A 22,884-nucleotide genomic window follows, 5' to 3' on the forward strand; every position below is an offset into this window, starting at 1 on the left:
GTTGTAGTACTTACAATCGCTGTTCCTGTAAACAACCTTGTTTACACACACATCCTGAAAGAAAACGCGCTTGTTGAAGGTGTCGATTTAAGTTTCCTTAACTTCATCGCATTCATCGGTGTTATCGCGGCACTTGTACAAATCCTAGAGATGGTTTTAGACCGTTTCTTCCCACCTTTGTATAACGCACTAGGTATCTTCCTTCCACTGATCACAGTTAACTGTGCAATCTTTGGTGGTGTATCTTTCATGGTAACTCGCGACTACAACTTTGCTGAATCTGTTGTTTACGGCTTCGGTTCTGGTGTGGGTTGGATGTTAGCTATCGTTGCTCTTGCGGGTATCCGTGAGAAGATGAAGTACTCTGACGTACCTCCAGGTCTTCGTGGCCTTGGTATCACGTTCATTACTGTTGGTCTGATGGCGTTAGGCTTTATGTCTTTCTCTGGTGTTCAACTGTAGGGTAAGCACCCAGTAATAAGGAATAACAAATGCAAAGCATTATTCTTGGCGTAGCGATGTTTACCATTATTGTATTGGCTCTAGTACTAGTGATTCTTTTCGCTAAGTCTAAGCTAGTACCATCAGGTGACATCACTATTGCTGTAAACGGCGACCCTGAAAAGGCGATCGTTACTCAGCCTGGTAGCAAGCTACTTGGTGCCCTAGCTGGCGCTGGTATCTTCGTATCTTCTGCTTGTGGTGGCGGTGGCTCTTGTGGTCAGTGTCGGGTAAAAGTTAAGTCTGGTGGTGGCGACATCCTTCCAACTGAACTTGATCACATCACAAAAGGTGAAGCTCGCGAAGGCGAACGTCTAGCATGTCAAGTTGCTATGAAAACTGACATGGAGATTGAACTAGACGAAGATATCTTTGGTGTGAAGAAGTGGGAATGTACTGTTATCTCTAACGATAACGAAGCTACTTTCATCAAAGAATTGGCTCTAGCTATCCCTGAAGGTGAAGAAGTTCCGTTCCGCGCGGGTGGTTACATTCAGATTGAAGCTGAACCACATCACGTGAAATACGCAGATTACGATATTCCTGAGGAATACCGTGGTGACTGGGATAAGTTCAACTTGTTCCGTTACGAGTCTATCGTTAAAGAGCATTCGATCCGTGCTTACTCTATGGCTTCATACCCAGAAGAGAAAGGCATCATCAAGCTTAACGTGCGTATCGCAACTCCGCCGCCAAACAACCCTGACGTAGCTCCTGGTGTGATGTCTTCATATATCTGGTCTCTTAAAGAAGGCGACAAATGTACTATTTCTGGTCCATTTGGTGAGTTCTTTGCTAAAGACACAGACAATGAAATGGTATTCATCGGTGGTGGTGCAGGTATGGCGCCAATGCGTTCACATATCTTCGACCAACTTAAGCGTCTTAACTCTACTCGTAAGATGTCTTACTGGTACGGTGCACGTTCTAAGCGTGAGATGTTCTACATTGAAGACTTCGACGGCCTAGCGGCTGCAAACGAAAACTTCGTGTGGCATTGTGCTCTGTCTGATCCTCAACCTGAGGACAACTGGGACGGTTACACTGGTTTCATCCACAACGTATTGTACGAAAACTACCTGAAGGATCACGAAGCTCCTGAAGACTGTGAGTACTACATGTGTGGTCCACCAATGATGAACGCGGCTGTGATCGGCATGCTGAAAGATCTTGGTGTAGAAGATGAAAACATCCTACTAGATGACTTCGGTGGTTAATCCATTTAAGTGATTGATATTATGGCTGACTCTTACGAGTCAGCCATTTGTTTTTCTAAGACTACTCGTGACAACAAACTGGCTTATATAAGAAAGAGTAAGGCATTTAAAATACCTATTTTTCACTCTTATTTTTCCTTATATAAATCCTCAACATTAGACAGGAGTAAGCAAGTGAGAATTTGGCTTGTTGCATTAACTTCTTTGATTTTTCTTGCGGGCTGTGAGCAGGCAAGAGAGCAAGTGCATTTAAGTGGTCCGACAATGGGGACCAGTTATAACATTAAGTACATCAATGGCGATGAATTTCCTGAGTCTAAAGAAGTTCATACCGAGATCGATCGTCTACTTGAAGAAGTTAATGATCAAATGTCGACTTACCGTGAAGATTCAGAGCTGAGCCGTTTCAACCAACACAAAGGTGCGGACGCATTCGAAGTATCTGAACAAACCGCTATCGTTGTGAAAGAAGCGATTCGTTTGAACGGTCTTACTGAAGGTGCGTTGGATGTGACGGTTGGTCCATTAGTTAACTTGTGGGGTTTTGGTCCAGAAGCACGTCCTGAAGTGGTTCCATCAGACGAAGAGCTTGCGGCTCGTAAGGCTAAGATTGGTATTCACCACTTAAGCGTTGAAGGTAATAAGCTAAGCAAAGATTTGCCTAACTTGTATGTTGACCTTTCGACTATCGCAAAAGGTTGGGGCGTGGATGTCGTTGCTGACTACCTCGATTCAATTGGCATTCATAACTACATGGTAGAAGTGGGCGGTGAAATCCGTTTGAAGGGCTTAAACCGTGAAAGTGTGGGTTGGCGTATCGCCATCGAGAAGCCAAGTGTTGACGAGCGCAACATTCAAGAGATCATCGAGCCTGGTGATATGGCGATCGCAACGTCTGGCGACTACCGAAACTATTTTGAGCGTGATGGTGTTCGTTATTCACACATCATCAACCCAGAAACAGGTAAGCCGCTTCATCACAAAGTGGTTTCAGTGACTGTTTTAAACCCGTCTTCAATGACTGCAGACGGTTTATCTACTGGCCTTATGGTCTTAGGTGAAGAAAAAGGACTGGAAGTCGCAAACCAACATAACATCCCAGTGTTCATGGTGGTAAAAACAGCTGATGGCTTTAAAGAAATTGCTTCAGAAGCATTTAAGCCATACTTAGGTAAATAAGGTAAGCGAGATAATTATGAATACATTTCTGATTACATTTGGTGTTTTTCTTGCAGTAATCGCAGCGATGTCAATTGGCTATATTATCCAAAAGAAAGTTGTGAAAGGTAGCTGTGGTGGCTTAGGTGCTGTTGGTATTGATAAAGTATGTAACTGCCCTGAACCTTGTGATGCGCGTAAAAAACGTGAAGCACGTGAAGCATACCGTGAAGAGAAACTGGCAGAACGTCAACAAAAAGAAGCGGCTTGGAGTAAAGACCGTATCGCTTAATTGGTGACAGTCATAGGGGAATAGAGTTGTCTATGCCCTTAGAATAAGAAGCTCAAGATTATCGTCTTGAGCTTTTTTTGTTTGAGTGAACTGTCTATTTTGGAATGCTAAAAACGGAAACAAAAACGAATTTCTAGTGGTCGATTTGCATGTTATTGCGCGCAAAGACCAGTTGGTTCCTACCTTGTTCTTTTGCAGTATAAAGTAGTTCGTCCGCGGCTTTTATTTGCTCATCCAAACTGCCAACTAAGTCGCTTAACCCGATACTCATGCTGACTTTAATCCGTTGTGAGTCATGAATAACTTCTTGGTTTTGTATCGCAATCCTCATTGACTCTAGCGTGTCGACAAATTCTTCAAATGGTCGGCATGATTGAATGCAGAACTCTTCACCGCCGAAACGAACGGCGACATCATCTTTAAAATGATTTTTGATGATCTTTCCGACTTCAATGAGTACCGCATCGCCACCATCATGACCGTAGGTATCATTCACCTTTTTAAAGAAGTCTATATCCATCATGGCGATGCTGCGATGTTCGCAGCCTTTACATGTTTGATTGAATAGATAACGACGGTTCCAAAGCCCGGTCAGAGCATCTTCATTTGCATGACGAAATAGTTCATTGGTGGCCTCTTTCATATCGAGTAGCTGATGAATACGGCAGAAAAACTCTTCTTGGTTAAATGGCTTGTAAAGGAAGTCGTTGGCACCAGCCTTAAGGAAACGAGCTGTCATGGTTCGGTCGTCACTGCCAGATAGCCCAAGAATAGCGAGTTGATTACGATCATGGTGTACTCGAATGTCACGGGTCATCGAAATGCCATCTTTGTTTGGCATGTCATGATCGGTAACGACGAAAGTGATGTCGGGGTCGTTTTGGAGAAGCTCTAGTGCTTGTTCGCCATCTTCCGCTTGAATCGTTTGAATATATTGGTGCTCAAGAAGTTGCACTACATATCGACGAACAACCGCAGAATCATCAACAACCAAGGCTTTATGATATCGGTTATTTGAGATTCGATTAACCAAAGGAAGCAAATAACTGACTGATGACATGCTGTCTTTGAGGATGTAATCAATCACACCCTTCGCGAGTACTTGTTCTCGAAGTGTGTTGTTGAACATGCCGGTTAGGACTATAATTTTTTGTTGATAGCCGAGTACCAAATCAATGATCTCGCCATCTTGACCATCGGGTAAGCAGTAATCGAGCACCGCGCACAAGAAATCCGTATCTTGTTCTAAGATAGCTTCAGCTTCAGCCACTGATTCAGCCAGCGCAACCTCATAGCCATCATTTTTCAATTGCTGGTACAGGTAGTTTCTGAATGCACGACTATCTTCGACTACTAGTATTTTATCACTCAAAAGTTATCCCTACTTATAGGTTAAATACTCTCTAACAATACTATCAGAATAGTAAGTGGCTAATGAAGTTAAAGCTATTTAGCTGGGCTCCAGATCATTTTAAATCTGAGAATAATTGATTATACTGTTTATAAGTACAGTTGTAAGATTGGGTTATTCCTAGATGTGTAGTGCGGGTGAAGAGAAAGTAAGAAAGATAATCCACGTTGATATGGACTGTTTTTACGCAGCTGTTGAAATGAGAGATAATCCTGCTTACCGAAATCGACCACTTGCAGTCGGGGGGCATGAAAAGCAGCGTGGCGTTTTGAGTACCTGTAATTACGAAGCTCGCAAGTTTGGTATTCGTTCTGCAATGCCGACGGGAAAGGCGCTGCAGCTTTGTCCCAATCTGTTGGTTGTTCCTGGTAGGATGTCGGTCTACGTCGAGATATCGAAAAAGATTCGCGAGATTTTTTCTCGATATACATCCATCATTGAACCTCTGTCTTTAGATGAAGCTTTTCTTGATGTCACGGATTCGACGCTGTGTCGTGGCTCGGCAACACTGATTGCCGAATCAATTCGTCGCGATATCTGGAATGAACTTAACCTGACCGCTTCTGCTGGTATTGCGCCGATTAAATTTTTGGCGAAGGTGGCCTCGGATCTGAATAAGCCCAATGGTCAGTTTGTAATACCTCCACAAGACGTACAATCAGTGATAGATGAATTGCCACTCGAAAAAATCCCAGGCGTTGGCAAGGTCAGTATTGAAAAGCTCCATCAAGCTGGCTTCTTTACTTGTAAGGACATTAAGGAATCTGACTATCGAGATCTATTGCTCAGGTTTGGCCGTCAAGGCGCATCACTCTGGAAGCGCAGCCATGGTATTGATGACAGAGAAGTTATTATTGAGCGTGAACGAAAATCAGTAGGCGTAGAGCGAACTTTTACTCAGAATATTTCTACTTACGCAGAATGTTGGCAAGTAATAGAAGACAAGCTTTTTCCTGAGCTTGAAGCACGTCTAGAGAAAGCTAGCCCAAGTAAAGCTATCATCAAGCAGGGCATTAAGCTCAAGTTTGCCGACTTCCAGCAAACCACTATCGAGCACATACACGCCTCTCTCGATCGAGAGCACTTTAAAGAACTGTTGAGTGAGATACTCAAAAGGCAGCAAGGGCGAGAAATTCGCCTGCTTGGTTTAAGCGTAATGCTACAACCCAAAGACCAAATGCGTCAGTTGAGTTTCTTTTAGGGAAAGGCGCTGAGAGTTTAGGTTTAGAGGTGTTGCTGGAAGTGCTAGAGTTTGAATACCGACTAGACTCCACAGCCTAGCCAGCTTCTATATCAATACGTGATATGCCTTATCTAGGAAGTTGTTTAACTCGCGCTAAGGTATCACTGAATGGTTGTTGCTCTAGCTTTCCGTATCCAACCATTTTGCTGGCTTTAAGCTTAGTTGAAAGTGGAGTTGCGATTCCGCATAGAAAACGAGTAATGGCTTCGTCGGTGATCAATTGTTGGCTTGCGGAAATGAACTCATGGGTCCATGTCATTACCGTTTCATCATCAATAGGCTCAACATCAACGGTTGGTAATATTGCTACTTGACCGCGACATACTGAGCAGTGACCACACTTGGCTGGCGCTTTATCATCGGCGAAGTAACTCGCAAGGCGAGAGCTTAGGCAGGTATCAGCCTCAAAGAAGCTCAGCATTTGGTTAAGGCGGTTTATCTCACTGTTCTCTTTTTCCTTAAACAATTCAGTTAGACGTTCCGATAACTGCATCATGTCTTCAGTGGTGTTGTGGATCGCATACACATCTGTGATCTGCTTACTTTCCAACTCAATCCAACCTTGTTCATTGAAGTAATCGATTGCCGCAATCACACGCTGACGATCAGTCTGGAAGTGTGTCCACAGTGCGTCGAAGTCGACTTGGCACCATACTCTTGCTTGAGGAGAACATTGGAAAATCGCTTCCACAAAATGACGACGTTCGCCTTGGAATTGTTCGGTGATCTGCTGCTTAGTACGTATGAATTTAAATTTGTAGTCAGCAAAGTAGCTGTATTTAGGCTCAATCACGCCTTCAATTTCGAGATACACCAGTAGCGTTTTAAGTGGTAACTGACGAATGTTGGACTCACGCGATAATTGGTTGAGCATGATTTCCCATTGGTTTGCGCCAGAAGCCGCAATGTTTTGGTTTTCGTATATTTCTTTTAAGACCGTTTGAATTGATATGTTGTCTGGCGTATCACCAAAAACGAAGTTCTCTAGTGTACTTAGACCATATTTGTTGGCGAGAAGAATACATTCTGAAGGCTGACCATCTCTGCCGGCTCTGCCTATCTCTTGCGAGTAGTTTTCGATCGATTTCGGTAAGTCAAAGTGAATCACTCGGCGAATGTTGGACTTATCGACACCCATACCAAAAGCAATGGTTGCCACGATGCAGTTCACGTCATCGTTCATGAATTGATGCTGAATGGCATCTCTGTTTTCAGGCTTAAGACCGGCATGGTAAGCCACGGCATTAACGCCAGCATTACGGAGTTGCTGAGCCACCATCTCTGCTGTCTGTTGAAGGGTGACATAAACAATAGTCGGAGCTAGAGAAGCTTGGTTAACGACATTGCACAAGGTTTCTAGTTTGCTGGTTTGTTCGCAAGGTTGAATCGACAGGTCGAGGTTTTGACGATAGAAACCCGTAACCACAACGCGTTCCTCATCAATTTCAAACTTCGACTTCATATCTTGGATAACCGATGTCGTCGCAGTAGCTGTCAGTAGCAGTACTTGTGGAATATTGAGCTGCTTTTGGTATTGGGGAAGCTTCAGGTAGTCTGGTCTGAAGTTGTGTCCCCATTCTGATATACAGTGTGCTTCATCAACTACGAGCATAGAGATGGGAACTTGGGAGATAAACTGACGAAAGCGTTCGTTCTTCAAGCGCTCAACAGAGATCATTAGGATTTTAGTATCGCCGTTACGCACGGATTGCATCACCTGTTGTGTGGTTTGTCTGTCTTGGCTTGATTCGATTGCAGCCGCGCTTATTCCCTTACTGTGTAAGAAGCTGAGCTGGTCTTTCATTAAGGCTAACAATGGTGATATCACTAAGGTTAAGTGCGGCAACTCTAGTGCTGGCAATTGGTAGCAAAGCGACTTGCCTGAGCCTGTTGGGAATATAGCGGCAGTCGAGTGACCAGATAGAACATTATCAATGACTTGCTTTTGCCCATTACGCAGTGAGTCGAATCCGAATACTTGTTTTAGCTTCTGCTCAATCATTTATGTTCTACCTGAGTTATTAAGTGTCGTATTGATGTTAAAGCGGGCGCCTATTGATGATTGCGTCGCTTGATGAATCAAATGTCTTGCACCTGATTGTACCTAATTCTATTCTGTAGCTCCTATAGAAAAGCACCCCAATAGTATGAATAAGTCTGAGCTTCGCCAAATAATCATAGAGCAACTCGAATCCCGATTACGTATCGCACAATCTGCTACTCAACGCGCTATTGATGCTGCGACCGATGAAGAGACTGTGCCTGAGCATAAGTACGACACTCTGGCTCTAGAAGCTTCGTATCTTGCTCACGGTCAAGCTGTAAGAGTGCAAGAGTGTGAAGATGACATTCAGTGTTATCGTAACTTAGTGCTGCGTGATAGTGAGAGGATTACAGTGAGCAGCTATGTTGTGGTCATTGACGAGCATGATCAATATAAACATTTTTTTATGGGGCCGAGAGTCGGTGGGCTTTCTGTTACGTGGAATAACAATGAAGTTGCTATCGTGACGGAAAATGCACCTTTTGGTCAGGCTCTAATGGGGAAAGAAGTCGGTGATGAGATTGAGTTTAAGGTCGCAGATAAACAGTTTTGCTATGAAGTAATATCTATCGACTAACTGAGTAACGGATATATATAAAACGTTTCTCTGACAAAGAAGCATATACCAAGGGTATAGTAATCTGTCAGATTGATGAGAGGATGTTATGAAAAACAATGTATTTATGAAAAACAAAATGTTTATGAAGAACAGTGTATTAATCGCATCGTTAACAGCGGTAATCTCTGTTGTGAGCCTGCCAACTTTTGCTGCTCAGTGTCGAGTTGATTTGAAAAATGAATTGCGAATCGATGACCAGAAAGTCGAAATCCACCAAGTGAATGGTGATACTGCCGTTTTTGATGGTAACAACGACTTATATATCCATGGTGAGAAGGTTGAGCTTGATGCCGACCAACAAGCGGCGATTGAGAAATACCGCGAAAAAATGAGTGAGTACTTACCACGAGCGAAACAAATGGCTAACGATGGTTTAGCGTTAGCGAATGATGTTATTGATGACATTGCTGCTAGCCTAGATTCACCGGAATCATTTGATAATGTAAAAGAGTCAATGAAAACCTACTTTGCTGAACTGGAAGCTCGTTACTACAAAGATGGCGAGTTAGTGTTACCAGCAGACAGTTTTGATTCGATGGCCAATGGTTGGTCTGAAGATTTCGAGAAGGCTAAGGAGATCTTTAACCAAGAATTTATCTCTAGCGCTTTTAATGCGATGTCAGAAAAAATGAAACAAGATGGTGGCTTAAACCTAACTGAATTGGCTGACAGCATGGCTGCATTAAAGCTTAAAGTTGAAGAGCGCATGAAAGAACACTCTCAACAAGTGCAAGAGGAAGCGAATGAGTTCTGTGATTCTCTAGATGAGATGGCAGAACAAGAGCAACAGCTGCATGAAATCATTCCGAACCTAAAAGACTATCAAGTCTTCACGATCTAATCTGAATCTAACTATAAGTCACAAGAGCACCATTTGGTGCTCTTTTTGTTCGTATAAATTGAACAATACGACGAGTAATCATCTCAATTCAATCCATTGTTTCTCTAGTCCTGAACCTTGCTTTACTGCTTTTAGGTAAACGATAAGACCAGTTATTTGTTAATTTAATGGTTCTAAATAGCGTATTTGTTGTAAAAACTAGAAGATTGCTCATTTATTAGTTGTGCCTATCATTGCTTTTGATTACTGTACTTCTAAACTAGTTCACTGATTTTTGATGCGGGCAATATGGACCAACAATCTTCCTCTTCAAGAGAGCACTTTAGCTCTCGTTTGGGTTTTATTTTAGCAGCGGCGGGTGCTGCTGTTGGCTTAGGTAATATTTGGGGTTTCCCAACCCAAGTCGCCAGTAACGGCGGTGGTGCTTTTCTGCTTGTTTACCTAATTATGATTTTCGTGGTTGCTTTCCCGATGCTGGTGGTTGAGATGGCTATTGGTCGACATGGCCAAGCAAATCCTGTCGATAGCATGCGTTCTTTGACTACAAACCCGTTAGGCAAGAAAGTCGGTGAATTTGTTGGTTGGATTGGGTTGAGTGTTCCAAGTGCAGTGCTAGCGTTTTATAGCATTGTCGGTGGTTGGTTGATCTGCTTCCTAATAGGTGCTGTCGCTGACCTGATTGGTCTAGAGGCTGCTGCTGATTGGTTTAAAGGCTTCAGTGTTGAGCGCAATGTTTTTGGTACCGTCGCATTCTATGTACTGACTATCTTGATTGTTCAGGGCGGTGTTAAGCAGGGGATCGAGAAATGGTCGACCCGTTTAATGCCTGCGCTATTTGTGTTATTTGGCTTATTGTTTGTTTACATCATGACGCAATCTGGCGCGATGGAAGGCCTAAAACATTACCTTGTTCCAGACTTTGAGAAAGTGTGGGATAGAAAACTGATTCTGGCGGCAATGGGACAGGGCTTCTTCTCGCTCACTATTGGCGGTTGCTCGATGTTGGTTTATGGCTCTTACTTAAGTAAGAAAGAGAACCTGCCAAAAATGGCAATGAACGTTACCTTAGTTGATACCGCGGTTGCTTTTATTGCGGGTTTAGTCGTGATGCCTGCGATGTTTGTTGCGATGCAAAAAGGTGTTCAAATCTATGCTGAAGATGGCTCATTACTGAGCTCTGATACCCTAGTATTTACGGTTCTGCCTTTGATGTTTGATAGCCTAGGTATGCTGGGCCAGGTCTTCGCAATTGTGTTCTTCTTATTGCTAACGATTGCAGCACTTACTTCATCGATTTCAATGTTGGAAGCCCCTGTCGCTCTTGTTAGTGAGCGTTTTAAGACCAGACGAACGCCAACAAGTTGGGTAATTGGTGGTGCTATCGCATTGTTCAGTGTGGTGATTGTTTACAACTTTGCCGCTATGTTTGGCATGGTTGCGATGATTGCGACTCAGTACCTTCAACCAGTCGCTGCACTGATGTTCTGTGTGTTTGGTGGTTGGGTATGGAGCCGAGCTTCAAAAGTGAAAGAACTTGAACAAGGTTGTCCTGATTTTCAACTTGGTTGGTTTGGTAAGGTTTGGCCAATGTATGTGAAGTTCGTGTGCCCAATTTTAGTCGCAACGGTTATCTGGGCATCTTTTGGCTAGTAGACCATTTAACATCTAGATGATTAGACTTGCAGTTCAAGGCCACTCTTAATGAGTGGCTTTGTTGTTTTTGTATCGAACAAGCTTGTTCGATACAAAAAAGGCGCTGAACATAAAATTCAGCGCCTTTGTATTGTTCGTTAAGCAATCGTGATTACTTAATTTCCATACCTTGTGCTTGCAAGTCTGCATGGTAAGAAGAACGTACAAACGGACCACATGCTGCGTGAGTGAAGCCTAGCTCTAGAGCAATCTCTTTCAACTCATCAAACTCAGAAGGCGGCACGTAGCGTTCAACTGGCAAGTGGTGACGGCTTGGTGCTAGGTACTGGCCTAGTGTCAGCATTGTTACGCCATGTTCACGAAGATCTTTCAATACTTGAACGATCTCTTCTTTCGTCTCACCAAGGCCCATCATCACACCTGATTTGGTTGGGATGTTTGGATGCTGCTCTTTGAATTTTCTTAACAGATCAAGAGACCACTTGTAGTTCGCACCTGGACGCGCTTTACGGTATAGACGCGGCGCCGTCTCTAGGTTGTGGTTGAAAACATCTGGTGGATTGTCTTTCATTAGTTCAAGCGCAACGTCCATACGACCACGGAAGTCCGGAACCAGTGTTTCGATACGAATGTTTGGGTTTTGCTCGCGAATTTCACGGTTACAATCAGCAAAGTGTTGAGCACCGCCATCACGTAAGTCATCGCGGTCCACTGAAGTGATTACAACGTACTTCAGTTTCATGTCTTTAATCGTCTTAGCCAGTTTCTTCGGCTCTTCGGCTTCTGGAGCATTTGGTCGACCATGGGCAACATCACAGAACGGGCAGCGACGAGTACAGATAGCGCCAAGAATCATAAACGTTGCCGTGCCGTGGTTAAAACACTCAGCTAGGTTAGGGCAAGACGCTTCTTCACAAACTGAGTGCAGGTTGTTTTTGCGCATTGCAGATTTGATTTCTTGAATACGATGGCTGTCTGAAGGAAGTTTAATCTTCATCCATGCAGGCTTACGTAAAACTTCTTTCTGTTCAGCAGGCATATTCTTTACGGGAATTAATGCCATTTTGTCAGCGTCACGATATTTAACGCCTTTTTCCATTTGGATTGGTTTGCTCATGATTTTATGCTTCTGCTGTAATGTTACTGGTGGCTTGAATGTCTACTTGGTCATAGCCGAGTAGTTCTACGAGCTCTTGTATTAACTGTTGCTCAACGTTTTCTAGTTCACTTGGACCGCCGAGTTGGCTTACTTGCGCCATTTCCATCCCTTGGTAACCACATGGGTTAATACGTTGGAATGGAGACAAGTCCATATCGACGTTGAGTGCTAGCCCGTGGAACGAGCAGCCGCGTCGAATTCGTAATCCGAGTGAACAGATTTTCTTGCCATCGACATAAACACCAGGAGCGTCAGGTCGGGCAGTTGAATCTATATTGTAAGCTTTCAGAGTATTGATTACGAGGTTCTCAATATGAGTAACCAAATCACGCACTCCGAATTTCTTGCGGCGGATGTTTATCAGGAAGTAAGCGACTAACTGACCGGGCCCGTGGTACGTCACTTGGCCACCGCGATCGCTTTGTATCACAGGGATATCACCAGCATTTAATACATGCTCAGCTTTACCTGCTTGTCCTTGAGTGAAAACTGGGTTGTGTTCAACCAACCAAATTTGGTCTACGTCTTCATCCGTGCGTTCGTCTGTGAACTTATGCATGGCTTTCCATACAGGTTCGTAATCCTGACGACCTAATTTTTTTACGATTAGCTTATTTTGCAAAGCGGCACTTCCTCAAGGATTAATAAAGTGAGCGCATTATAAACGCGAAACAGGTTTCTAACTACAGACGGACAGCAAGGTTTTTCAACTTTCTTTGTATTTATTGAAAATTAAGTTGAATGCTTTGTAAGGGGAGCGAGGGTTTCAAACAAAAACAGCGGCAATAAGCCGCTGTTTTTCATGCGTAATCGAAAGTTACAGAACCATACGAACGATTTCGATTTCGCCCAGTTCTTTATATAGCGTTTCTACTTGCTCAATTGAAGTCGCAGTAATATTGATAGAAACAGAGTGGTAGTTACCTTTCGCACTCGGTTTTAGAGTTGGGCTGTAGTCACCAGGAGCATGACGCTGGATCACTTCTAGCACTAGTTCAGTAAGTTCTGGCTTAGCGTAGCCCATAACTTTGTAAGTGAATGAACAAGGGAACTCTAAGAGGTCTTTTAGTTTTGCATCAGAATTGATGTTCATGATTAGCTCCAAAAGGCTAGACTCTCGCAAATTGGCGAAATGTCGATAAAAAGCGTGTTCGGTCAACAGACACGAGTAATAATGCGGAATATTACGTGTAAATATCACCGAACTCAAGATCAACAAAAGCCGCACATGGCGGCTTTTGTTTCGCTAATGAGAAAATCATGAACCTACTCATTAGGTTAGCTATACAGCAAGCTTAGGTTTTGTGTAGAACAAACCGTTGGCTGATTTAGAACAAACCTTTAAACAGCAGTACTAGGTAATCCCACAGGCGGCTAAATAGGCTGCCTTGGTCTACATCTTCAAGTGCAAGTAGTGGGTATTCAGCAACGTCTTCACCGTCGACTTGGTAGAATAGTTTACCCACAACGTCGCCTTTGCTGATTGGTGCTTCTAGCTCTTTCTCAAGAACGAAGCTTGCCTTCAGGTTCTTAGCTTGGCCACGAGGCAGAGTAACGAACGTATCTTCGTCGACACCTAGTGCAACCGTGTCCTTGCTACCCATCCAGATCTTCTCTTCTACGAAGGTTTCTCCAGCGGTGTGTGGTGCCACTGTTTCGAAGAAGCGGAAACCGTAGCTAAGCAGTTTTTTGCTTTCTGTTTTACGAGCGTTAGCATTCTTGGTGCCCATAACAACAGCAACTAGGCGCATTTTACCTTCGGTTGCTGAGCTTACTAGGCTGTAACCTGCATTGCTTGTGTGGCCCGTTTTAATGCCATCAACGTTCATGCTCTTATCCCATAACAGACCGTTGCGGTTGTACTGGGTGATGCCGTTGTAAGTGAATTTCTTTTGTGAGTAGATGCGGTACTCATCAGGAACATCGCGAATCAGCGCCTGACCTAGTAGCGCCATATCGTAAGGCGTTGAGTAAAGGTTAGGGTTGTCTAGACCGTGTACGTTAGCAAAGTGCGTGTCTTTCATTCCGATAGAGCTCGCCCATGCGTTCATTAAGTCAACAAATGCATCTTCAGAGCCAGCAATATGTTCAGCCATCGCAACACAAGCATCGTTACCTGATTGAATAATGATACCGCGGTTCAGCTCTTCAACTTTAACGGTTGTACCCACTTCAATGAACATCTTAGATGAATCAGGGAAGTTTTTAGCCCAAGCATTTTCACTGATAACAACATCGTCGTTTAGGTTGATGTTGCCGCGCTCTAGCTCTTGGCCGACTACGTAGCTCGTCATCATCTTGGTTAAACTTGCTGGAGAAAGTTGAGTGTTCATCTCTTTCTCTGCGAGTACTTTGCCTGAATGGTAATCCATCAGAACAAATCCCTTAGCAGCGATTTGAGGAGCGTCAGGAACAATAATAGGAGCGGCGAATGACGATGTTGCTATCGTTGCAGAAAGTGCAACTGAAGTAGCAAAAATCGATTTAACAAGTTTATTAGATTTAATCATTTTGAATGCAATTATTAGGTGAACTATTCATATATTAACAGAATCACTCTGTCACACCAGAGCGCTGATTACCAGAAGTAACTGTTAGATAAATTAGCGAGTTAGCGTGTGTTTTTTTATATAAGCTGACGGGTAACCCATTAGCTTAACTTGTTCTAATTTTTCTTGAGTCAGAGCATAGTCATGAAATGGGCCAAGCATCAGGCGGTAGTTATCATCATTTGGCTGCAAGAACGTTGCTACAGCTAACTTTTCGCCTAGATCTTTGGCTAACTTCTCGGTTCTATCTTCATGTGGGGAAGTGGCTACTTGAATAATAAATTGAGGTAAAGCCGCCTTTTTATTTGCGTCGGTTGGCATAGCCAAAGTGATGACTTCTATCTCAATATTTGCCGTGCCTGTTCTCAATACATCGAGTTTGTATGCCGCGGCATAACTAAGGTCAATGATTCGCCCTTCATGAAATGGGCCTCGGTCATTGATGCGCACAATCGTCGTTTTGTCATTGTCGGTATTCGTCACTTTTACATAGCTCGGAATCGGCAATGTTTTGTGTGCCGCAGACATCGAATACATGTCGTAGATCTCGCCATTCGACGTTAAATGACCATGAAATTTCTTACCGTACCAAGAGGCTTTGCCTTTCTCAGTAAACCCTTCTGTCTTCTTTACGATCTTGTAGTCTTCGCCACGCAAAGTGTAATCCGTGTTACCACCTAAACTATAAGGTTCATACTGAGGGTGAGCATCCTCGAGATGCTCTACTGAGATCGGTGCGTCTGGTGCAATGTCTGAATCTATATCGTAGCGTCCTGTTGGTTCTGTCGAAGAACAACCGTTTATAACAACGGCTAGGCTCACTATAGATACTAGTTTTTTTATTGGCAGCTCATTAACCAAAGATGTTTTTATAGGAGTTACTTTAACAGACATCAATTAGGTCGCCTTTGAGAATGCTTTTCTGTGTGTATGGATTGACATTAAAATACCGAAACCGGCCATAAGGGTAACCATAGAGGTACCGCCATAGCTGACCAGAGGTAGAGGGACACCCACCACAGGTAGAATGCCGCTTACCATACCAATGTTTACGAAAATATAGACGAAGAAACTCAGTACGATACTGCCGCCCATCATTCGACCAAATGCTGTTTGAGCTTGGCTTGCAAGCACTAAGCCACGGCCAATAATGAACAGGTAGATAGCGAGCAAAAACAAAATACCAATCATGCCCCACTCTTCGGCGATGACCGCAAAAATAAAGTCGGTATGGCGCTCTGGAATGAACTCTAGTTGAGATTGGGTACCTTGCAGCCAACCTTTTCCTGATATACCACCTGAGCCAATTGCAATCTTACTTTGGATGATGTGATAGCCCGCGCCTAATGGATCTGATTCAGGGTCAAAAAGGGTTCTTACACGAACTTTTTGATATTCACGCATCAAGAAGAACCATAAGATTGGAATAAACCCACCCAGTGCAATCGCGGCACTGGCAATGATCTTCCAACTAATACCTGCCAGGAATATCACGAAGATACCGGATGCTGCGATGAGTATCGATGTGCCTAAATCGGGCTGTTTAGCGATAAGGATTGTCGGTACAAACACCATCACTAATGAGATAGCTAAAGTTTGGAAAGTGGGTGGCAGCGAGCGCTTACCAATAAATCGAGCCAGCATCAAAGGTACTGCAAGCTTCAATAGTTCAGAGGGTTGGAATCGAATAAAGCCGAAGTTTAACCAGCGCTGTGCACCTTTAGAGGCCTCGCCAAAGAACAACACTCCGAGTAGTAGAATAACGCCGCCCGCAAACAGTAGTGGAGCCAAGGTCTCATAAGTACGAGGCGAGATTTGCGCTAAAAAGATCATCACACCTAAAGACAGCACCATACGCATCGCTTGGCGATCCATCATCGCAAGGCTCTGTCCGCTTGCGCTGTACATAATCAATAGGGCAAAGCCCATTAAAACCAGAATGCCAAGCAATAGCGGCAGGTCGATATGCAGCCGTTCAAATAGGGCTCTATTTCGTCCAGTTGAAGGATCAAGTTTCATTATTTTATTGGCTCACTTTCATAATCTTCTGCAAGAATAATATGGTCTAAAATTCTTCTTACAACTGGGCCACCATTTGATGAACCACCACCGGCATTCTCCAAAACGATAGTTACGACCGCTTCAGGATTTTCAAAAGGCGCATAACCGGTGAAGAGGGCATGATCGCGTAAATGTTCTGCGATTTCATCTGCGTTGTATTCTTCATCTTCTTTTAGACCGAAGACTTGTGCAGTACCTGATTTACCAGCAGTTTGATAAGACATTTTTTGGAATGAGCGTCTTGCTGTGCCTTTCTTTCCGTGGTTTACCAATCTCATGCCTTCTTGCGCGATATCCCAGTATCTCTGCTTAACACCAGTTACCGGAGGGTACGTTTCGATTTCAGATATCGTTTGTTCATCGAACGGTTGACCGTTCTCAATTGTCGCGCGTAGTAAATGGGGAGCGGTTACCTCTCCTTCATTGACCAATACTGAAGTCGCTTTTGCAATCTGCATTGGTGTTGCTGTCCAGTAGCCCTGGCCAATACCGACAGGGATGGTGTCACCTTGATACCAAGGTACACGGTGTCTGGCCATTTTCCATTCGCGAGTGGGCATATTCGCTTTGCTTTCTTCGTAAATGTCGATGCCAGTGTAATCACCAAAACCGAATAACATCATCCATTTAGATAAGCGATCGATGCCTAAATCAAATGAAATTTGGTAGAAGAAGGTATCAACCGATTCTTCAATGGCTTTCTCTATGTCAACGACACCGTGTCCCCAACGTAACCAGTCGCGGAACGGCTTCGTTTTTGAGTTTGGAATCTTCCAATAGCCCGGGTCATTACGCGTCGTGTTCGGAGTAATTACGCCTTCTTGCAGAGCTGCGACGGCAATGAAGGGTTTGATCGTCGATGCTGGCGGATAAATTCCTAGCGTTGCACGGTTAACTAAAGGTCGGTCTTTGTCTTGAAGCAGGGCATTATAACCTTTCGAGGAAATACCATGCACAAAGGCATTTGGGTCGTAGCTTGGGCTGGAAACCATGGCTAATACGCCATTGTCTTTCGGGTCGAGAACCACGGCTGAACCACGACGTCCATCAAGCAGTTTATGCACGTATAGCTGAAGTTTGATATCCAAGTTGAGCACGATATCTTTCCCCGGAGCCGAAGGTACAAATTTAAGAGTGCGGATCACTCGTCCACGGCTGTTTACTTCGACTTCTTGATAGCCAGCGGTGCCGTGTAGCATGTCTTCGTAATAGCGCTCAATGCCGAGTTTACCGATATCGCGGGTGGCTTGGTAATTGGCGTCTTTCTCTTCACGAACCAAGCGCTGCATATCACGGTCGTTGATGCGAGATACGTAGCCAATCACGTGAGTTAACACATCACCATAAGGGTAGAAACGTTTTAGCGTCCCTGTCACTTCAACGCCTGGGAACTTATGTTGATTTACAGAAAAGACCGCCACTTGTTCTTCGGTAAGCTGATTAAGAATAGGTACTGATTTGAAGCGACGTGAATTACGACGATCACGATTAAAACGTTCGATACGCTCCGGTGGTATGTCGATTAACGCTTGTAAACGAACAAGCGTATCTTCCATGTTTTTGACTTTTTCTGGGGTGATCTCCAGATTAAAAACAGGCCGGTTTTCTGCAAGAAGTACACCGTTGCGGTCGTAAATTAAACCACGATTGGGTGCGATTGGAACGACCTTGATGCGGTTGTCGTTGGAGCGGGTTTTATAGTCCTGATATTGATTAACTTGGATGTTGTAAAGGTTCACAACCAGCAAGCTCATCATCACTATAATCCCTGCAAACGCAACAAAAGCACGACTAGTAAATAGTCGTGCTTCTGCTTTGTAATCACGAATTTGGCTACGTTTACGTAACATTAACGCTTATTCTCGATGATAAGGGTGGTTAGCAGTGACGCTCCAAGCTCGATATAAGCTTTCAGCCATGATAACGCGTACTAATGGGTGAGGGAGAGTAAGTGCTGATAGAGACCAGCTTTGGTCTGCTGCCGCTTTACATGCTGGTGCTAATCCTTCGGGCCCGCCAATAAGGATAGAAACGTCACGGCCATCCAGCTTCCAACTTTCCAATTGCTCTGCGAGTTGAGGCGTATCCCACTTTTTACCTGGGATATCGAGTGTGACAATGCGGTTACCTTTTGGAACTGCAGCTAACATTGCTTCGCCTTCTTTTTGAAGAATACGTGCAATATCGGCATTTTTCCCGCGTTTTCCCGCAGTGATTTCAATGAGTTCTAATGGCATATCATGAGGGAAGCGGCGTTTATATTCTTTAAAGCCTTCTTCAACCCACTTTGGCATTTTTGTACCAACTGCGATTAACTGGATCTTCAAAGCTTAGCCCCAAAGTTTTTCTAGTTGGTACAGCTCACGATGCTCTTCTTGCATAACGTGAAGCATGCTTGTGCCCATGTCTAGAACAACCCATTCACCTTCTTTTTGGCCGTCCATGCCAAGGGGATTCATGCCAGCCTTGCGCACTTCATCAGCAACGTGCTGTGCAATAGAGGCAACATGGCGCTTAGATGTACCAGTACAAACAATCATGTAGTCAGTAACACTTGATTTGCCTTCTACATCGATAGTCACAATCGATTCTGCTTTCATGTCGTCGGCTTTGTCTGCAAGAAAATCTTTTAGTTCTTCACGTAACACGGGGTGTTCCTTTAATCTGAGTTTAGCTTTTTAGGGTCTGTTGACCCTAGAATATACCACGCTTTTATGCGTGAAATGGGATTGAAGCTGAAGGGATACAAAACTCTACGCTTAACTGATGAATTAGTGGCCAAGGCGACTGTTCATATTGTGTTTTTGTCATCAATTCTACTTGAGTGAGTAGCGCAAACAGGGAGTGTAATTGAGATATCGAAACTCTTGTTAGCGCGGCGTTATAAAGAGGTTTTTTGGATTGCCAGATACGGTGCTTTTCAAATACCTGCGCGATTGGCATCTGCTTCATTTGTTGCTGCATTTGTAATAGCAGAGCAAGCTCACGTTGTATGCTGCGCAATAAGATAACGGGTTCGACACCTTCGGCTTCTAACTGACGCAGGATTCGCTGTGCACGGTTGCCTTTGCCTGCTAATAACGCATCACTCCAATGGAATGGCGTAAAATGGTTGTGTCGACTCAGCGATTCTTCTAAACGTACTAATGTGAGCTTTCCATCTGGGTATTGGAGAGCCAGTTTTTCTAGGCTTTGGGTGAGCGCAAATAGATTACCCTCATGCCATTGCGCCAACATTTGTATCGCTTCAGGATCCGGAGATAAGCCGATCTGACGACAGCGTGTTTGGACAAACTGAGGTAAGCGGCTAACGTCTGGGGTTAGGCAGCTGATCCAGTGGCCTTGATTCGAGAGTGCTTTAAACCACTTAGCGCTTTCTTGAGCCTTAGTGAGCTTGGTGCCCACCAAGATCAACAAGATGTCGCTATGAATATGCTCTGAAAGTGCGAGCAGCTCTTTTGCTATTGCGGCATTGACCCCGGACTCTGGCAATTCAAGTTCGATGAGCTGACGACTAGAGAATAGGCTCAATGCTTGAGTGCAGTCGTAGACTTGATTCCAGTCGAGACTGCTATCAATAGCAAAGCGGTGGCGTTCTTCAAAGCCTTGCTCTTTGGCTGTCTTTTGAATCGCTTCACGGCTTTCCTGCAGCAGTAAAGGTTCGTTACCAAAAATTAGGTAAACGTTACTTAACTGCTTAGCAAGTTGCTCAGATAAACGATCAGCAAAAATACGCATTAAATAAACCTATTGCTCAACCGTTACGCTAGGCTCAGCATCAGGTACTGCACTTGCGTCGATCTCAACGTCGTCAATTTCGATGTTCTTGATGTTGTATTGTTTCTCAAGCTCTTTCACTTGAACGTTCTCTAGAGCTTGTAGATCCATACTGTCGGCTGCAATATTTGCTTTCAATCGAGCCATTTGACGAAGGATTTGGCTTGTTGCCAACTTGCGCATCTCATCTTCAATCATGTCACGTTCAACCGATTTTGCGAGCGCTGTTAGTGGGTTATCTAAATAGCTTCGAGTTACGCTAGTTGAGAAGGTTTTGTCGCCTAGCTCTGGTATCGTCACACGATATGAAGCATTAAGCGTCAGTTCTTTTTCTGCCGCTAGAGTGTTTTGGTAAAGAGACAGGGTACGCTCACCGACGCCTTCGCTAATGATGTGAAGGTTAGGTGTGTTCTCAGCAGGTGGCACGATTTCCACATTATTCATACGCAACTGGCTTCTCATCATGCGTGTAAACGTACTGTATTGGTCGTAACTGGTCACAGAGATCTTGTTGAGCTCTTCTGGCACAGAGTAATCACCGCGCAGGTGAAAACCACAGGCGCTCAGTAGGCTAACGGTTAGAACAACAATAGTAACTTTCAATGAAGATAGTGAATTCAGGCGCATTATTTGATGGCTCTCATGAAGGTAGAATACTTATTAAAAGGCTTTAGTTCGCTTGAGTTGTTAGGCTCAAGTCTAAAGCGTTTAAATAAGTAGACAGGGCTATTAGTTACCCTGTCTACAGACTGCTTTTGATGAATTAAGTTCGTTAATTCTTCAGTAATTGCACTGTGCTAACGAAATTAGTTAGCAACGATGTTTAGAAGCTTACCAGGTACGAAGATAACTTTACGGATAGTTAACCCATCTAGGAACTTCTTAGCGTTCTCATCATTTAGACCAAGCTCACGAACTTGCTCTTCTGTCGCGTCAGCAGCAACCGTTAGTTTTGCTCGTAGCTTACCGTTGATCATTACAACGATAGTCTTCTCGTCTTCAACTAGCGCTTTCTCATCGAAAGTTGGCCATGTTGCTGAGTCTACGTTTGATTCACCCAATGCAATCCACATTTCGTAAGAGATGTGTGGCGTCATAGGGTAAAGCATACGTACAACTGCTTTTAGTGCTTCATCAAGAATTGCACGATCTTGTACAGACTCTTGAGGCGCTTTCGCTAGCTTGTTCATCAGCTCCATGATTGCAGCGATTGCTGTGTTGAACGTTTGGCGACGGCCGATATCGTCCGTTACTTTCGCGATAGTTTTGTGGATATCACGACGAAGTGCTTTCTGGCCACCAGATAGAGCAGAAGCATCCACAGTTTCAGCTGCACCTTTAGAAGAGTGAGCGTGAACCAGTTTCCAAACACGCTTAAGGAAACGGTTTGCCCCTTCAACGCCAGACTCTTGCCACTCAAGCGTCATGTCTGCAGGCGATGCAAACATCATGAATAGGCGTACTGTATCAGCGCCGTACTTGTCTACCATCTCTTGTGGGTCGATACCGTTGTTCTTAGACTTAGACATTTTGATCATGCCTGAGTGCTCAACGTTGCGGCCTTGGTTGTCGACAGCTTTTTCAATGCGGCCTTTCGCGTCACGGTCGATAGTCACGTCAGTTGGAGCAATCCACTCTTTAGTGCCTTTCTCGTTGGTGTGGTAGAACGCGTCAGCTAGAACCATACCTTGACATAGAAGTTGCTTGAATGGTTCGTCAGATGTCACGTAACCCGCATCACGTAGAAGCTTGTGGAAGAAACGAGAGTAAAGCAGGTGCATACAAGCGTGCTCAATACCACCAACGTATTGGTCAACTGGCAGCCAGTAGTTAGCTTTCTCTGGATCTAGAATGTCATCAGCTTGTGGTGAACAGTAACGTGCGTAGTACCATGATGATTCCATGAACGTATCGAACGTATCAGTTTCACGTAGCGCAGGTTCGCCATTGAATGTTGTTTCAGCCCAAGATTTGTCAGCTTTGATTGGGCTAGTAACGCCATCCATTACCACGTCTTCTGGAAGAATGACTGGCAGTTGGTCTGCAGGTACTGGGTGAACTTCACCGTCTTCAGTGGTTACCATTGGGATTGGAGCACCCCAGTAACGTTGACGAGAAACGCCCCAGTCACGTAGACGGAAGTTTACTGTTTTCTTACCTTTGCCTTCAGCTTCAAGCTTCGCAGCGATTGCATCGAATGCTTCTTGGAATGCAAGACCATCGAATCCACCAGAATCGAACAGTACACCTTTCTCAGTGTAAGCCGCTTCAGACACGTCTAGATCAGAACCATCTTCAGGTTTGATCACTGGGATGATATCGATGCCGTACTTAGTTGCGAATTCGTAGTCACGTTGGT

Annotated in this window: 22 protein-coding genes; 8 read left to right on the plus strand and 14 right to left on the minus strand. The window is 44.2% G+C overall.

Going from position 1 to position 22,884, the window contains the following annotated elements; all coding sequences use genetic code 11:
- The 4 genes from nqrE to nqrM form a co-directional block, all read left to right on the plus strand.
- Positions 1–462: NADH:ubiquinone reductase (Na(+)-transporting) subunit E (nqrE, locus tag AB4653_RS04610; protein WP_372103445.1), on the plus strand; the 462-nt coding region annotated here is incomplete at its 5' end.
- Between the two features lie 29 nt (positions 463–491).
- Positions 492–1,718: an NADH:ubiquinone reductase (Na(+)-transporting) subunit F gene (gene nqrF, locus AB4653_RS04615; RefSeq protein WP_009848376.1), complete on the plus strand. Its 1,227-nt coding sequence runs from the start codon at positions 492–494 to the stop codon at positions 1,716–1,718.
- Between the two features lie 174 nt (positions 1,719–1,892).
- On the plus strand, positions 1,893–2,897 hold the full coding sequence (locus tag AB4653_RS04620; RefSeq protein WP_009848377.1) for an FAD:protein FMN transferase: 1,005 nt from the start codon (positions 1,893–1,895) through the stop codon (positions 2,895–2,897).
- 16 nt (positions 2,898–2,913) lie between these two features.
- Positions 2,914–3,168: a (Na+)-NQR maturation NqrM gene (nqrM, locus tag AB4653_RS04625; RefSeq protein ID WP_009848378.1), complete on the plus strand. Its 255-nt coding sequence runs from the start codon at positions 2,914–2,916 to the stop codon at positions 3,166–3,168.
- A gap of 133 nt (positions 3,169–3,301) precedes the next feature.
- Here the strand turns inward: nqrM and AB4653_RS04630 are convergent, their stop codons facing one another.
- Positions 3,302–4,540: a response regulator gene (locus AB4653_RS04630; RefSeq protein WP_017101906.1), complete on the minus strand. Its 1,239-nt coding sequence runs from the start codon at positions 4,538–4,540 to the stop codon at positions 3,302–3,304.
- 163 nt (positions 4,541–4,703) lie between these two features.
- Between AB4653_RS04630 and dinB the strand changes: the two genes are divergently transcribed.
- Positions 4,704–5,780: a DNA polymerase IV gene (gene dinB / locus AB4653_RS04635; RefSeq protein WP_102258205.1), complete on the plus strand. Its 1,077-nt coding sequence runs from the start codon at positions 4,704–4,706 to the stop codon at positions 5,778–5,780.
- A 109-nt stretch (positions 5,781–5,889) separates the two neighbouring features.
- Here the strand turns inward: dinB and AB4653_RS04640 are convergent, their stop codons facing one another.
- On the minus strand, positions 5,890–7,824 hold the full coding sequence (locus tag AB4653_RS04640) for an ATP-dependent DNA helicase RecQ (protein ID WP_102258204.1): 1,935 nt from the start codon (positions 7,822–7,824) through the stop codon (positions 5,890–5,892).
- Between the two features lie 145 nt (positions 7,825–7,969).
- Here AB4653_RS04640 and AB4653_RS04645 point away from each other — a divergent pair, with 145 nt between their 5' ends.
- The 3 genes from AB4653_RS04645 to AB4653_RS04655 all read left to right on the plus strand — a co-directional run bounded on the left by AB4653_RS04645 (position 7,970) and on the right by AB4653_RS04655 (position 10,976).
- Positions 7,970–8,443, plus strand: coding sequence for a GreA/GreB family elongation factor (locus AB4653_RS04645; protein WP_017096215.1), 474 nt, complete (start codon positions 7,970–7,972; stop codon positions 8,441–8,443).
- Between the two features lie 88 nt (positions 8,444–8,531).
- Positions 8,532–9,326, plus strand: a complete 795-nt coding sequence (locus AB4653_RS04650) for a YggN family protein (RefSeq protein ID WP_017103953.1) — start codon at positions 8,532–8,534, stop codon at positions 9,324–9,326.
- A 288-nt stretch (positions 9,327–9,614) separates the two neighbouring features.
- Complete coding sequence (locus tag AB4653_RS04655) at positions 9,615–10,976, plus strand: sodium-dependent transporter (protein ID WP_012603370.1); 1,362 nt, start codon at positions 9,615–9,617, stop codon at positions 10,974–10,976.
- A gap of 154 nt (positions 10,977–11,130) precedes the next feature.
- Here the strand turns inward: AB4653_RS04655 and lipA are convergent, their stop codons facing one another.
- The 12 genes from lipA to leuS all read right to left on the minus strand — a co-directional run.
- On the minus strand, positions 11,131–12,096 hold the full coding sequence (gene lipA, locus AB4653_RS04660) for a lipoyl synthase (protein ID WP_009848385.1): 966 nt from the start codon (positions 12,094–12,096) through the stop codon (positions 11,131–11,133).
- Positions 12,097–12,100: 4 nt separating this feature from the next.
- Positions 12,101–12,760, minus strand: a complete 660-nt coding sequence (gene lipB, locus AB4653_RS04665; RefSeq protein WP_012603371.1) for a lipoyl(octanoyl) transferase LipB — start codon at positions 12,758–12,760, stop codon at positions 12,101–12,103.
- A gap of 195 nt (positions 12,761–12,955) precedes the next feature.
- On the minus strand, positions 12,956–13,234 hold the full coding sequence (ybeD, locus tag AB4653_RS04670) for a DUF493 family protein YbeD (RefSeq protein ID WP_029223108.1): 279 nt from the start codon (positions 13,232–13,234) through the stop codon (positions 12,956–12,958).
- 232 nt (positions 13,235–13,466) lie between these two features.
- Entirely contained in the window at positions 13,467–14,648 is a 1,182-nt protein-coding gene (locus AB4653_RS04675; protein ID WP_012603373.1) for a serine hydrolase, read from the minus strand.
- A 93-nt stretch (positions 14,649–14,741) separates the two neighbouring features.
- Positions 14,742–15,581, minus strand: a complete 840-nt coding sequence (locus tag AB4653_RS04680; protein ID WP_102258203.1) for a septal ring lytic transglycosylase RlpA family protein — start codon at positions 15,579–15,581, stop codon at positions 14,742–14,744.
- A gap of 3 nt (positions 15,582–15,584) precedes the next feature.
- Positions 15,585–16,706 carry a rod shape-determining protein RodA gene (rodA, locus tag AB4653_RS04685; RefSeq protein WP_009848472.1) on the minus strand — a complete coding sequence of 374 codons (1,122 nt, stop codon included), beginning with the start codon at positions 16,704–16,706 and terminating at the stop codon, positions 15,585–15,587.
- The gene (mrdA, locus tag AB4653_RS04690; protein ID WP_009848473.1) at positions 16,706–18,598 is read right to left on the minus strand and encodes a penicillin-binding protein 2; all 1,893 of its coding nucleotides are present in this window, start codon (positions 18,596–18,598) and stop codon (positions 16,706–16,708) included. Before mrdA ends, rodA begins: the two co-directional genes overlap by 1 nt.
- A gap of 6 nt (positions 18,599–18,604) precedes the next feature.
- Positions 18,605–19,075: a 23S rRNA (pseudouridine(1915)-N(3))-methyltransferase RlmH gene (rlmH, locus tag AB4653_RS04695; protein ID WP_009848474.1), complete on the minus strand. Its 471-nt coding sequence runs from the start codon at positions 19,073–19,075 to the stop codon at positions 18,605–18,607.
- Between the two features lie 3 nt (positions 19,076–19,078).
- On the minus strand, positions 19,079–19,396 hold the full coding sequence (rsfS, locus tag AB4653_RS04700) for a ribosome silencing factor (RefSeq protein WP_009848475.1): 318 nt from the start codon (positions 19,394–19,396) through the stop codon (positions 19,079–19,081).
- A gap of 64 nt (positions 19,397–19,460) precedes the next feature.
- Entirely contained in the window at positions 19,461–20,486 is a 1,026-nt protein-coding gene (holA, locus tag AB4653_RS04705) for a DNA polymerase III subunit delta (protein WP_009848476.1), read from the minus strand.
- Between the two features lie 9 nt (positions 20,487–20,495).
- On the minus strand, positions 20,496–21,152 hold the full coding sequence (gene lptE, locus AB4653_RS04710) for an LPS assembly lipoprotein LptE (RefSeq protein ID WP_009848477.1): 657 nt from the start codon (positions 21,150–21,152) through the stop codon (positions 20,496–20,498).
- 179 nt (positions 21,153–21,331) lie between these two features.
- Positions 21,332–22,884, minus strand: a 1,553-nt coding sequence (gene leuS, locus AB4653_RS04715; protein ID WP_372103449.1) for a leucine--tRNA ligase, incomplete at its 5' end; no start/stop codon positions are given.

The sequence above is a fragment of the Vibrio sp. 10N.222.48.A3 genome (genome assembly GCF_041475345.1).
Taxonomy (GTDB): Bacteria; Pseudomonadota; Gammaproteobacteria; order Enterobacterales; family Vibrionaceae; genus Vibrio; species Vibrio tasmaniensis_A.

Excerpts from the sequence above, each read along its gene's own strand:
- nqrM (WP_009848378.1), top strand. The coding sequence starts at position 2,914 with ATGAATACATTTCTGATTACATTTGGTGTTTTTCTTGCAGTAATCGCA.
- rodA (WP_009848472.1), bottom strand. The coding sequence starts at position 16,706 with ATGAAACTTGATCCTTCAACTGGACGAAATAGAGCCCTATTTGAACGG.
- lptE (WP_009848477.1), bottom strand. The coding sequence starts at position 21,152 with ATGCGCCTGAATTCACTATCTTCATTGAAAGTTACTATTGTTGTTCTA.
- holA (WP_009848476.1), bottom strand. The coding sequence starts at position 20,486 with ATGCGTATTTTTGCTGATCGTTTATCTGAGCAACTTGCTAAGCAGTTA.
- AB4653_RS04650 (WP_017103953.1), top strand. The coding sequence starts at position 8,532 with ATGAAAAACAATGTATTTATGAAAAACAAAATGTTTATGAAGAACAGT.
- mrdA (WP_009848473.1), bottom strand. The coding sequence starts at position 18,598 with ATGTTACGTAAACGTAGCCAAATTCGTGATTACAAAGCAGAAGCACGA.
- AB4653_RS04645 (WP_017096215.1), top strand. The coding sequence starts at position 7,970 with ATGAATAAGTCTGAGCTTCGCCAAATAATCATAGAGCAACTCGAATCC.
- lipA (WP_009848385.1), bottom strand. The coding sequence starts at position 12,096 with ATGAGCAAACCAATCCAAATGGAAAAAGGCGTTAAATATCGTGACGCT.
- AB4653_RS04640 (WP_102258204.1), bottom strand. The coding sequence starts at position 7,824 with ATGATTGAGCAGAAGCTAAAACAAGTATTCGGATTCGACTCACTGCGT.
- AB4653_RS04675 (WP_012603373.1), bottom strand. The coding sequence starts at position 14,648 with ATGATTAAATCTAATAAACTTGTTAAATCGATTTTTGCTACTTCAGTT.
- dinB (WP_102258205.1), top strand. The coding sequence starts at position 4,704 with ATGTGTAGTGCGGGTGAAGAGAAAGTAAGAAAGATAATCCACGTTGAT.
- AB4653_RS04680 (WP_102258203.1), bottom strand. The coding sequence starts at position 15,581 with ATGTCTGTTAAAGTAACTCCTATAAAAACATCTTTGGTTAATGAGCTG.
- nqrF (WP_009848376.1), top strand. The coding sequence starts at position 492 with ATGCAAAGCATTATTCTTGGCGTAGCGATGTTTACCATTATTGTATTG.
- AB4653_RS04655 (WP_012603370.1), top strand. The coding sequence starts at position 9,615 with ATGGACCAACAATCTTCCTCTTCAAGAGAGCACTTTAGCTCTCGTTTG.